This is a genomic window from Paenibacillus xinjiangensis (genome assembly GCF_059686975.1).
Window position 1 is genome coordinate 238,490 of record NZ_JCAALS010000004.1, and the last position, 12,155, is coordinate 250,644.

Annotated in this window: 8 protein-coding genes; 2 read left to right on the forward strand and 6 right to left on the reverse strand. The window is 45.7% G+C overall.

The annotated features are described in order from the left end of the window. Nucleotides 1–156: 156 nt before the first annotated feature. From glgD to glgB, 3 genes are read right to left on the reverse strand one after another with little or no spacing between them, the layout of a single operon-like run. On the reverse strand, nt 157–1,269 hold the full coding sequence (gene glgD, locus AC6ESP_RS06465) for a glucose-1-phosphate adenylyltransferase subunit GlgD (protein ID WP_497095869.1): 1,113 nt from the start codon (nt 1,267–1,269) through the stop codon (nt 157–159). Then, entirely contained in the window at nt 1,266–2,432 is a 1,167-nt protein-coding gene (locus tag AC6ESP_RS06470; RefSeq protein WP_497095870.1) for a glucose-1-phosphate adenylyltransferase, read from the reverse strand. Before AC6ESP_RS06470 ends, glgD begins: the two co-directional genes overlap by 4 nt. A gap of 16 nt (nt 2,433–2,448) precedes the next feature. After that, the gene (gene glgB, locus AC6ESP_RS06475) at nt 2,449–4,356 is read right to left on the reverse strand and encodes a 1,4-alpha-glucan branching protein GlgB (RefSeq protein WP_497095871.1); all 1,908 of its coding nucleotides are present in this window, start codon (nt 4,354–4,356) and stop codon (nt 2,449–2,451) included. A gap of 651 nt (nt 4,357–5,007) precedes the next feature. On the opposite strand from glgB, the gene AC6ESP_RS06480 reads away from it, so the two are divergent. Further along, on the forward strand, nt 5,008–5,901 hold the full coding sequence (locus AC6ESP_RS06480) for a helix-turn-helix domain-containing protein (protein ID WP_497095887.1): 894 nt from the start codon (nt 5,008–5,010) through the stop codon (nt 5,899–5,901). Between the two features lie 72 nt (nt 5,902–5,973). Here the strand turns inward: AC6ESP_RS06480 and helD are convergent, their stop codons facing one another. Continuing rightward, nucleotides 5,974–8,325 carry an RNA polymerase recycling motor HelD gene (gene helD, locus AC6ESP_RS06485; RefSeq protein WP_497095888.1) on the reverse strand — a complete coding sequence of 784 codons (2,352 nt, stop codon included), beginning with the start codon at nt 8,323–8,325 and terminating at the stop codon, nt 5,974–5,976. A 210-nt stretch (nt 8,326–8,535) separates the two neighbouring features. Between helD and AC6ESP_RS06490 the strand changes: the two genes are divergently transcribed. Beyond that, on the forward strand, nt 8,536–9,246 hold the full coding sequence (locus tag AC6ESP_RS06490; RefSeq protein ID WP_497095872.1) for a queuosine precursor transporter: 711 nt from the start codon (nt 8,536–8,538) through the stop codon (nt 9,244–9,246). A 56-nt stretch (nt 9,247–9,302) separates the two neighbouring features. Here AC6ESP_RS06490 and AC6ESP_RS06495 read toward each other — a convergent pair whose 3' ends face one another. Continuing rightward, nucleotides 9,303–11,567, reverse strand: coding sequence for an alpha/beta hydrolase family protein (locus tag AC6ESP_RS06495; RefSeq protein WP_497095873.1), 2,265 nt, complete (start codon nt 11,565–11,567; stop codon nt 9,303–9,305). Next, nucleotides 11,552–12,034: an ABC transporter ATP-binding protein gene (locus AC6ESP_RS06500; protein WP_497095889.1), complete on the reverse strand. Its 483-nt coding sequence runs from the start codon at nt 12,032–12,034 to the stop codon at nt 11,552–11,554. Before AC6ESP_RS06500 ends, AC6ESP_RS06495 begins: the two co-directional genes overlap by 16 nt. Nucleotides 12,035–12,155 lie beyond the last annotated feature (121 nt).

Consider the following 12,155-nt stretch of genomic DNA (forward strand, 5'->3'; position numbering starts at 1 on the left):
AAGCATTATCTTAGGTTTTGCGAAGCAAAACCTACTTCGTAAGCATTATCTTAGGTTTTGCGAAGCAAAACCTACTTCGTAAGCATTATCTTAGGTTTTGCGAAGCAAAACCACCTCACAAGCATTCGCTTAGGCTTTGCTGCGCAAAACGTTAACTCATATAATTTTACGTTTGCCTGCAAGGAATGGACTACTCTCTGTTCCGCGAATATCACGATCGTATTGAACGCTAACATCCTTATCCAGAATGCTGTGCTGAATGAAGCTGTTCTCTCCGATGTCTCCATTTTGCATGATGATACTGTTGCGGATCACAGCTCCCTTACGCACATGAACACCACGGAAAATAATACTGTTCTCAACCGTGCCTTCGATCTGGCAGCCGTTAGCAATAAGTGAATTTCGCACCTTAGACGATGCGTAATAACGGGCAGGAGGCTCGTCCTTCCCTTTCGTGAACACAGTCCCCGGCTGGAAGAATAGTTCGCGCCATACCTCTGGCTGCAGCAGACTCATACTATTCTGATAATAGCTCGTTAGCGTGTTGACAACACCCAGGTAGCCTTCGAACAAGTAACCATAGATACGCAGCTTATCGATGCGCGAGAATATAGCATGACGGACGAGATGATCCTGCCCCTGTGCCAGAGAGGTCTCTACAAGATCCATTAGCAGATCTTTTTTGATCACATACATTTCCATAGACGAGGTATCACTTAACATCCGGCCATAATGATCTTGGATGGCAGTAATACGGCCATCCTCATTCATCCTGACCTTTCGTGCTTTTCCTGACAGAAGATCTGCGTGCTTCTTGCATACGACTGTAATATCGGCACCCTGCTCTTCATGGAATTCAATAATAGGCCGAAAATCAATATTGCAAATCATATGGCTTCTAGTAATCACTACATATTCCAGTGTCGAACGATTGAAATAATCGCGATGCTGATAGAAATGATATAAATCTCCACGGCTGATTTCCTGAATATCATCAGTCGACGGCGGCAGCACGAACAGTCCACTCTGACGATTGCTTAGATCCCAGTGGCTGCCTGATCCCACATGGTCCATCAGAGAACGATATTTCTTATGAGCGAACACTGCAACTTTATTAATGCCTGAATTCACCATACTCGACAGTGCAAAATCAATCAGTCGATAGCGCGCACCGAACGGTACAGTAGCCAAGCAGCGATTCTGAGTCAGTCTTTCCAGCTCATCCGTCTCATGGATTAAATTAATGACGCCCATCACATTATGCTTCATGGCTGCTCCACCTCTAACAATAAATGATCATTGCCGACAAACTCACCAATTGCCACAACGGTTATAGCATCATCCTCGGGACTTCCAATCGTAACTCCATCGTCTATGACCGCACCTTCACCGATAATAGCCCGATAGATCTGAGCGCCTTCTCCAATACGTACATTTGGCATAATGACCGATTCGCTGATTTTACTGTCTCTGCCCGTGTGCACTCCGTAGAATAATACAGAACGCTCGATGCTTCCTTCCACCACACAGCCCTCAGTTACCATAGAGGCGGATACCTCTGCTGTTGCAGCAATATATTGAGCGGGCTGATTCGGACTCACCGAATAGATCCGCCATTCCTTATCCGTCAGATCAAGCGTAGGCTCATCGGCGAGCAAATCCATATTCGCTTCCCATAAGCTCTCGATCGTACCGACATCCTTCCAATAATCACGGAATGAATAGGCGCTAATATGAAGCCCATCCCTCATCATTGCTGGAATGATATCTTTACCGAAGTCGTGGCTAGAATTGCGATTGGATTCATCGTAAGTCAAATATTTTTGCAGAATCGCCCAAGAAAAAATATAGACACCCATTGAAGCAATGTTGCTCGTTGGGTTTTTCGGTTTTTCCTCGAACGCCGTGATTCGATCTTCATCATCCACATGCATGACACCGAAGCGGCTCGCTTCCTTCCAATCAACTTCGATCCCTGCTATGGTTACGTCCGCCCCCGATTGCTTATGGTGCTGAAGCATCAAGTCATAATCCATTTTATAAATGTGATCTCCCGAAATAATTAAAACATAGTCAGGATTATAGCGCTCAATAAAGCCCATATTCTGATAGATGGCATTAGCGGTTCCCTTATACCAGACGCCGCCCTTCTGCTTGACATATGGAGGCAATATCGCCATTCCTCCATCCTTCCGATCGAGACCCCAAGGGACTCCAATGCCTAAATACCGGTTCAACTCAAGCGGCTGATATTGTGTGAGTACACCTACAGTATCAATGCCAGAATGAGCGCAATTGCTTAATGTGAAATCAATAATTCGGTATTTGCCTCCGAAATATACAGCCGGCTTAGCCAAATCCTTTGTCAGAACGCCAAGCCTCTTCCCTTCGCCCCCAGCAAGCAGCATAGCAATCATTTCTTTTCGGCCCATGGACACCAACTCCTTATTAATGTGTGTCCCCCGTTACATAGGTGAGGAGGTGGAAGGATAGTGGGGGAAGATGTAGTGAAATACTTTGGTCATAGCCGTGCCAAGCAACATTCTCGCTAAAGACATGCAGTATTGGCTGCACCCCTGAGCCTCCGAAGCGTTCCTCATTGCTATTTATAATAGAGCGGTAACAGCCCGACTCTGGGACACCAATTCGATAGTGAGAGTAGTTGTTTCTTGAGAAGTTGGCGACAATAACAGAGAAGTCTTTCTTACCGCATCGAATAAAAGATATGATAGATTGCTGCGAATTATGAACATCTATCCATTTAAATCCTGAATTATCACTATCTTTTTCCCATAATGAGGGTTCTTGGGTGTAGGCGTGGTTTAAAGCTTGGACAAAGATTTTCATTTTGTTGTGGAGCTCATAGTCTAGCAGCATCCAATCTAGCGATTCTGCATCCTTCCATTCATCGAATTGTCCCCATTCACTTCCCATGAATAGAAGCTTCTTGCCAGGGTGGGTCATCCAATAACCATATAAGAGCCTTAATTGTGCGAATTTTTCTTCATAGGAGCCGGGCATTTTGTTAAGGAGTGATCTCTTACCATGAACAACTTCGTCATGCGAGAGAGGCAATACGTAATTTTCTGAGAATGCGTATAGTAGTGAGAAAGTAATTAAGTGGTGATATTGTGAGCGGTCAGCCGGATCATGCGACATGTATCGTAATATATCGTTCATCCAGCCCATATTCCATTTAAAATTAAACCCTAGCCCGCCTAGGTATGTAGGAGAGGTGACTGCGGGCCAAGCGGAAGAATCTTCTGCTAGCATAAGTGTGTCGGGGAAATAATGAAAAACGGTTTCGTTCAATCGTTTCAGAAATCGGAGAGCATCCAAATTATCTGCTCCACCAAGTGAATTCCAAGTAAATCTGTCTGGAGATTTATCCATATGAAGATTGATCATACTGGCGACTGCATCGACCCTCAGACCATCAATATGGAATTTATCCATCCAATACAGGGCATTAGAGATTAGAAAGCTTACAACCTCATTACGGTTAAAATCAAAAGCAAGCGTGCCCCATAATGGTTTCTCGGCTAGCAATTCATTCGCACCTTCGTATAGGGGAGTGCCGTCGAATTGCCTCAGGCCGTGGTCATCCTTACAGAAATGGCCCGGAACCCAATCCAGAATGACGCCGAGGCCTTGCTGGTGGCAGCAATCTACAAAATGCATGAGCTGCTTAGGCCTGCCATAGCGGCTTGATGGGGCGAAGAATCCCGTAATTTGGTAGCCCCAGGATTGGTCGAAAGGATGTTCAGACAAAGGCATAAGCTCAATATGCGTATACCCCATATCTGCAGCATAGGGAACAAGCTCTGAAGCAAGTTCGTCATAAGTGAGAAAATCTTCCTTGCCTTTAATCCGCCATGAGCCTGCATGGACCTCGTAGATTAGAAGCGGATTCGTGTAAGCGGGCTTCAATCGTTTCTTCGCGGCCCAGTCCTGATCTCGCCAAGGAAAACCATTAAGCTCTGTTACGACAGATGCTGTTAATGGACGCCTTTCTGCGAAGAAGGCATACGGATCGGCTTTAAGTCTTCTTTCTCCAGAGGAGGTTAGTATCTCATACTTGTATACGGCTCCTTCTCCCATTGAAGAGATGAAAATCACCCATACACCTGTTGATCCAGCCTTCTCCATTACATGATGAGTGCCATCCCAATTATTAAAACTTCCAACTAAGCGAACTTCTACTGCATGAGGAGCCCATACTGTGAATCGAACGCCGAACTCTCCATTCCATTCCATCAGGTGAGCTCCCATAAATCGATAGCTGTGATAAGAGCTTCCTTCGTTAAACAAATACAAATCAGTCATAGACAAGCCGTAAGGTGCCGTTTGAATCAACGTAGACGTTCACCTCCGTTGGTGGATTTGTACTACAAATAGTAGAATAGCCGCTAATAATTGGAGATACGTCCATTATACATCTTTCAATTGAAAATGACACCCTATATTCATGTGATGTGACATTACCTGACATCAACTTTTTGATTCTTTTCATTTACTCTCTGTATGTAATAATGCTTGGAGCATAAACCTTTTGCAGACGCTTCCTTGACACAATGGATCCATTTGCAATTGTTGGCTTGCTTCGTTCTTCTCGGCCTTACCGTATGGGGATCCCCATGTCTCAGATACCTTTGGTGATGCATAGCACACAGCCCTTTGGCTTTCACAGGTTTCGTACAATCATCTATGCTGCAATCATTCATGGTGCTTAAACCTCCTAGTGTGTGCAAAACCTTGTTAACTAATTTTATAAGGAATCCTGTTGCTTATAAAGTCCGTTGTAGGGTGAATACTAGCTGCCAATGAAGCTCATTGCCTGCAATCCGTATTCTAGTTCCTTCTACTGTTACCGAGTTTAATTAATTAAACCCAAAACGCCATAATCTATCGTGAGATTTGTAATATTATACATCAACTTGTGCAGAGGCAATATTTCTCTTATACTCGGTTTGTGACACGTCTAAAAGGGGGCTTTGTTCATTGTCAGTGTTTCATAACATCTTTCAACTATTGGACCAGCCTATGGTTCTCGTACGCTTAATGAGAGACACTGTCGTCATAGAGGAATCGAATCGCAGCTTCAGTAGATTAATAGGTATACATGATGAGCAATTGCAAGGTATGCAGATCAGCAAAATTATCGAGAATTATCCTTCTAAAAATGGGCTTCGTGCATTCCAGAAAGAAACGATTCTATATAATAATCGACATCGCCACGTACCTGTTCTAATTAGGCAAAAAATATTAGAGGTCACCTCCAGCAACCTAGATGCTTTGGCCATTATTATCATTCAGGATCTGAGCACGATGAAATGGATCGAATTACAGCAACGCTCGCACAAAGTGCTTGTCAGCGGAATTGTTGATGAAGGCTATCGAATTCGGTTTATCAAGGATCTTATTGAGCCGAATATATTCGAGCCTGATAAGCGACTAGAGAACGAAACCTATTTGGAATTTATATCGGAAGCGGAGTTTTCCAAGATTACTGAGATGCTGCCCTCCTTCAACAAGCTGAAAAAAATGGAGCCTATAACCGTAATGACGAATATGCTAAGTGGCGTAAAGCTAGAGCTCAAGGTCATATTTTCTCCGATATTCGATGGTTTTGGCAAAATAATTGAATACGCTTTTGTCTTATTGGACTTGAATGCAGTGGATGACTCTATTGATTCAGCCATGAAGCTCAAAATATGGATGGCGAAGCGAGATATTAGTGCTAGTCAGCTCTCGAACGCAACTAATATTTCCCTTCAGACGATCTCCAAGCTGCGAAATGGTAAAATAAAAATGCCCCAAAGATTAACTGCTGAGCTGATTGCTTCAGAATTGAAGATAGATGTAAGAGAGCTTTGGCCCGAGGTAAGAAAAGGCCGTTGATGGGAAAAATAGTCACGTATACCAAAAAGGCGTGCAGTTCAAGCAGCACGCCTTTTTGAGTTCCATTCTTTTTTATGCCGTTTCGCTCGGTACTGGAGCAGGCAAGAACATCGTTCTTTCTCCGGTGTAATACAAATGCAGCTCATGCATGGCACGTGTACATGCGGTATAGAACAGCTTCCGTTCACTTTCTCTGCCATACACCTCATTAGAGGCATTAGCGATAATGACCGCGTCGAATTCAACGCCTTTGGCCAAATAAGAGGGAATAACGACCGTCCCTTGCTCGAACTGGGCGGTTTCCTTTTGAATCAAATGAAGATTTGGAATCAAGGCTTTAAGCTTCTCGAACATCAGCCTGCTCTCCTCCGCGGTCTTGCAAATGACAGCAATGGATTGCATACCGCCCTTCAGAAGCTCAGCTATACGCTCCTTGATCAATTGCAGCTGTTCTCCTTCATTCTGTACACGCATGAGGGTCGGCTGATCGCCATTCCGGTTGAACGGAATGATGAACTCACGGCTCTCAATCATATCACTTGTGAATTCCACAATCTGACGCGTTGAACGATAGCTCCGGGTCAGAATAATCGTCTCCGTCTCCTCGGGGCTGTAGAGCTCGGACAGCGGTCCGAAGCCATTGCCCAGCGCCGCATGCGGGAAGATCGATTGATTCATATCTCCAAGAGCCGTCATTCTCGCCCGCGGAAAAATCCGTTTCAAATAATGATATTGGAACGGGGAATAATCCTGAGCTTCATCAATGAACAGATACTGAACAGAATGATTCGTCTGGAAGCCCTCCAGCAATTCTTTCATATACAAAAATGGCGTCGCATCCTCATAGTTCAACTCACCTTGAAGCAGCTTTTCCAACGTAAGCTCGCAGATTTTCTCCCACATCGGTGGGTATTCGCCATTCATCCATGACGCCAGCCCGCCATTCTCTCCGGCTGTGAACAGCCTCTGATACATGAGCGGCATATTTAAGAACCTCAATCGTTTGACTCTGCTGCGCAACCGTTTGAATCTCTCCTGAACGATCATAATCGCGAGAATATCCTTCTCTTGATCGAAATCATCGAAAGAATCTGATTGGCTATCTTTCTTGCGCCTCAGCTCTTCATAAGCATTCATGTAAGCTTCTTTGTTCAGAAGCTCCATCTCATCCTCGACCCATTCCTTATGCCGCTCCTCACGACTTAAGCGGGTAAGCTCCTTCAACAGCCATTCCGCAACCATCTTCATTCGATTAGGAATGGAATAGCTATGACTCAGGCTGTAAAATTTCTCCTCCATGGCTTCCGTGGATATTAAAGTCCTGCCGCGGAATTTGATCGATTTGAAGAGCATTCCTTCTGCTCCTAATGAAGCTGCATATTGCTCAATCACCTTCATGAATGAAGTGCCAGATTTGTAGCGAATAGCTGCCATACGCGCTTCATATGCAGGGTCGTGCTCAGCACCCAGCGTATATTCCATCTGTGCGAATGGATCCTCAAGGGCAAACATTTGCCCAAGCCGATGCTCGACATACTGTTGATAGGTCGTTTGCTCCATATTCTGCTCACCGAGCTCCGGAAGGACAGTAGCTACGTAAGAGTTGAACATCGGATTCGGGGAGAACAATACGATCTGATCCGCGTTCAGCGTCTCACGGTGTCGATATAGGAGATAAGCAACCCGCTGCAGGGCTGCTGAGGTTTTCCCGCTCCCCGCTGCACCTTGTACGATCAGTAATCGTGCGCGTTCATTACGGATAATCTGATTCTGCTCCCGCTGAATCGTCGCGACAATACTTTTCATCTGTGCATCGGATTGTTTCCCCAGCACTTCTTGCAGCAGCTCGTCGCCGATCGTCACACCCGTATCGAACATCCCTTTGATGCTGCCCTGACGAATGATATATTGACGCTTAAGCGTCATATCCCCCTCGATGCTGCCTCCTGGAGTATCGTATTGGGCTGGACCAGGCGAGTAATCATAATAAAGACTGGATACAGGAGCACGCCAATCATAGATCAAATAATTCGTCTCGTTCTCATCGAGCAGAGAACCAATTCCTAAGTATATAGGCTCCGGCCGAGCATCAGAATCCTCTGTCGCTTCTACGAAGTCAATTCTACCGAAATACGGCGATTGCTCCAGCTTCAAGAGCAGCTTAAGCTGTTCTCTCGCATGGCTATGTCTTTGTTCTCTCTGGAACAGGATCTCAGCCTGCTGCTTCATACTCGCATGAGTTTCTGCCGACTCCGCCGCATCTTCGAAATTGACCGTCACATCGTCCCAGAAGTTTTTGCGTATATATACGACATCCTCTTTCATGCCGCCTACTTGCTTCATCAGTTTATCAATTTGTATCGTTATCCATTCGGTAACATAATCGACACGCTTTTGTTCTTCAATCAGCTGCTCGTCCTGCATCATTTATTTCGCTCCTTTGCAGAAAAGGTGATTTTTACATTGTAGCACCCTCTGCCTGTCAATGAAAAGAACGGCAATAGGTATTGCCCGCTCAGGGAAGAGCGCTTATAATGACAAAGGCAGAAATTATATCATACATGCTGCAATGCAGCACGGCAAGCCGCGGTTCGAGAACTCCCGCGTTATCAAAACTAGGAGGTTGGTATTATTATGTTCAATCTGTGGTTCGGCGCGCTCTTTATGCTCGTCCACTTCACGTTGTTTTTGATCTCGTACCGCATGTTCGGTCGTGTAGGTATTTACGCTTGGATCGGCATGGCAACCGTACTTGCAAATATTCAGGTGGTGAAGACGGTAGAGCTTCCCCTTGGCATTATCATTACGCTTGGCAATACCATGTACGGAACGATTTATCTTGCCTCAGATCTGCTGAATGAGAAATATGGCGAGAAGGCTGCCAAAAAAGCAGTATGGTTCGGGTTCTTCACGCTAATTGCCTCTACGATTATTATGCAGATGGCGCTTGTATTCGATCCGCAGGAATCAGATATTGGCCAAGAAGCAATGAATACAATCTTCGGGCTATTGCCGCGAATTGCGCTTGGAAGCCTGTGTGCATATTTTGTAAGCCAGTTTCTTGATGTTAGACTATACTCTGTTCTGAAGCGGAAGTTCCCTGCAAGGAATCAATTATGGATTCGAAACAACGGCAGTACAGTCGTCAGCCAGCTTGTTGATACGCTTATTTTTTGCACCATCGCTTTTGCTGGCGTTTATGACAGTAAAGTATGGCTGTCGATTTTCATCTCGACCTATGTGATCAAGTTTATCGTATCGCTGTGCTCGACTCCGTTCCTCTATGCAGCCAGAAACTTCACACTCAAAGATGATGAGTCTTCTGATTCATCACCAGTATCCTAATAGCATCCTAGTACACATAAATAACGGGTTTCCCTTCTGCCGGGAAACCCGTTATTTTATTGGGAGAAGCCTATATCATCCAACATGACTTTGCCCGGTCCATCCTGAAAATGAAAAGTAATCTGATTAACCGAAGCTTCTTCGAATTCTTCACTTTCCTCAGCGAAAGTCTCCAGCGGCAGCCGATAGGTCTGGAAGACCGGCTCAACATCCTCTTTGTACTTGCCATCCTTCACCCGATCCTCCAACCAAGGAATAATCGTGAACATCGTTCGGATTGGCTCTTGTAGAGGCATGAATTCGGCCAGCGGCAATATGACGCTCTCCCCCTGCTCTGTGGTAAGCTCTACTGCAATAGAAGGCTGTTCGATCATCTGTTCGATTTCAATTGAATCACCATCATCCGTCAGCTCATCCTCTAGATTAGCCATAGAGAATGCGAGAATGTCAGCACCTTCCTCCGCAATAGCTTCCGTATAGGATTCCGGCAGCGAAAGCGTATACGATGCGTCCCCTTCCCACTGGAGGACGGCGCCTTTGGTACCCTTATTCTTATCATCACGATCCTTGGCGTCCTCTTCTTCCCATAGCGTCAGACCCTCAGATTCCACCTCACCGCCCTGTGGCAGTGTTAGCTTACTCTGATCCTCCTGATAGCGCGCAGCAGCTCTGAATGTCGAATCCTCATAACGACTAACATACGCTGTGGAATTCGGCAGCCAATCTAGACCCGTACGATAATCCTTGAAAAGTGGTGCATATTCCTCAACTCCGTTCAAGGTCGTCTCCAGAAACGCAGACACATACACCTCGGCAATCTGGCGCTGCTCTTCCTCCTTAAGCATTCCTTCCTGATTCAGAAATAATCCGCCAGGCGGTCGCTCATCCATCGTCCCCCACTCTGTATTGAAGCGGCTGTGATTGGCTTCAGCAATATATAAAGAAGCTTTTCTATACAAAGTGTCGGCAGCTTGCGTGAAGCTGGATCGCATGTACTGCCGATCGCCGTAAAAGCTGTTCACATCGCCATCACGCGCCCCTTGCAGCGTCAAATAGTTAACATTGGTCAGTCTAGCTGATTTGGAATCGACTTGCTTATCTGTTGGCGCTAAGGCTATAACCGTCTTGATGCTCGTATCCTTCAGACTATCAAGCGAGCCATCTTCATAGAACCATTTGTCATAGTCAGCAGCCATCGCGACAGCCTGACCACCACGTGAATGTCCAATCATCGCAATATTGGAGAAATCCACACGTCCATAAAAAGCATTGTCAGACAGTTCGCTGAAGGTTTGAATCTGCTGGACATGCTTAAGCAGCAGCCAAGCTCTAACTTTCATATCATCATTTGGTATTCCCGACCAGACCGAATAATTCATGAAATTCTCATCTACAGATATGGCAATGAATCCTCTGCTTGCCAGCAGCTCTCCTAGGTATCCATATCCGTCATCCGAGAACTGCTCCATTAGATGATTGCCATGCACCATTAGAACCAATGGAAAAGGTCCTTCCCCCTCCGGCATCCACACCCGTCCGTTGAGTGGAAGCTCCTCCTGCTCGAAGCCCCAGAATAACTTCTTAAGCCACGGCCACTTGGTTATATAGGAGGAGGCATCAACGGAAGTTGACAATAGCTCCACTTGATCCGCGAACTGCTCCCTATGGCGGTCATTGCCGCTTCCATATGAGAAGTAACGATAGTCGTAGCTTCCTGGCTCGCCAGGGTTAGAGACATCTAATGTATCTCCACCATCCGATGTGTAATAATCAAGCGCCGGTGAAGCATCTTGGCTGTTGAATGGCCCTGTCCATCCAGTCATAATGATCACCATAACTGCTGCACCGCCGGTTACCGCCCATCTCACCGCTTTGCTTCTCCGATGACGCCATAATGCTCCTAGTCCTAATCCTAGGTTGGCCGCGACCAAGGCATAAGATATTCCTAGCACGAGGGAGCCTAGGAACCCTAGTTGAGAGTAATACAGAATGAGATAAGCCTCAACCCCGACGTATAGCAGAATACCGATGAATAGTCGAGGAAAAGGTGCATAGAACAGACTAAGCACAGTCGCAATCAATTGAGCAGCGATGAAGAGCGCAGCAGCATTCAATAGAACCAGTGCACTTATATCGAAGATAACGCTAAGCCCTGTCGGTATGCCTAGAGCTACAGCAGTAATCGCAGCTGAGCTGAATAATAGCAGTAGAGCAACCGGCAGCCTCCACAGACCTGTATCATACTCAAGCCGTCTCATGAAGCGTTCGCGCAGCCAGCTCGCGAACCTTCTTCTTCTCGAAACCGTTAGTTGCAGTTCCATACATGCTCCGATCGCTTCACCTGCAGCCAATTGCGTCCATCATGCTTATCAATTTGCACAGGAATATCAAAAAACCTGCTCATTCGCTCAGATGTAAGCAGCTGATTCGTTGCTCCCGCCTGGAATACTTCACCTTGCTTAATAAGAAGGGTCTGATTGAAGCAAGGAAGTATTTCTTCTACATGGTGAGTAACATAAATAATTGTAGGTGCAGATACTGCTCCTGCAACTTGATTAATCATAGCTAAGAGCAGTTCTCGAGCAAACAAATCCAGTCCAGTGCAAGGCTCATCCAAGATAAGCAGCTTAGGTGTTGCCATAAGAGCTCTAGCGATAAGAATACGCTGGCGTTCGCCTTGGGATAATGTGTTATACGTACGATTCAGCAAGGATTCACAGCCTAGATTTGTCATTAGTGATAATGCTTGCTCTTCATCTGCTGGATCCGTAGCATCATATAATCCGATTGTTGCAAATTTGGACCTCTGTCAAGAAAGTGGACAACATCAATCATTTAGCTTCCCCTTTTGTAATACATGGACTCAAACTGAACAGGCGATACGTACCCTAAAGTTCCGTGAATTCGCT

What these genes read in the sequence shown, in the direction of transcription:
- glgD (WP_497095869.1), bottom strand. Translation starts at nt 1,269, where the DNA reads ATGAAGCATAATGTGATGGGCGTCATTAATTTAATCCATGAGACGGAT.
- AC6ESP_RS06470 (WP_497095870.1), bottom strand. Translation starts at nt 2,432, where the DNA reads ATGGGCCGAAAAGAAATGATTGCTATGCTGCTTGCTGGGGGCGAAGGG.
- helD (WP_497095888.1), bottom strand. Translation starts at nt 8,325, where the DNA reads ATGCAGGACGAGCAGCTGATTGAAGAACAAAAGCGTGTCGATTATGTT.
- AC6ESP_RS06490 (WP_497095872.1), top strand. Translation starts at nt 8,536, where the DNA reads ATGTTCAATCTGTGGTTCGGCGCGCTCTTTATGCTCGTCCACTTCACG.
- AC6ESP_RS06495 (WP_497095873.1), bottom strand. Translation starts at nt 11,567, where the DNA reads ATGGAACTGCAACTAACGGTTTCGAGAAGAAGAAGGTTCGCGAGCTGG.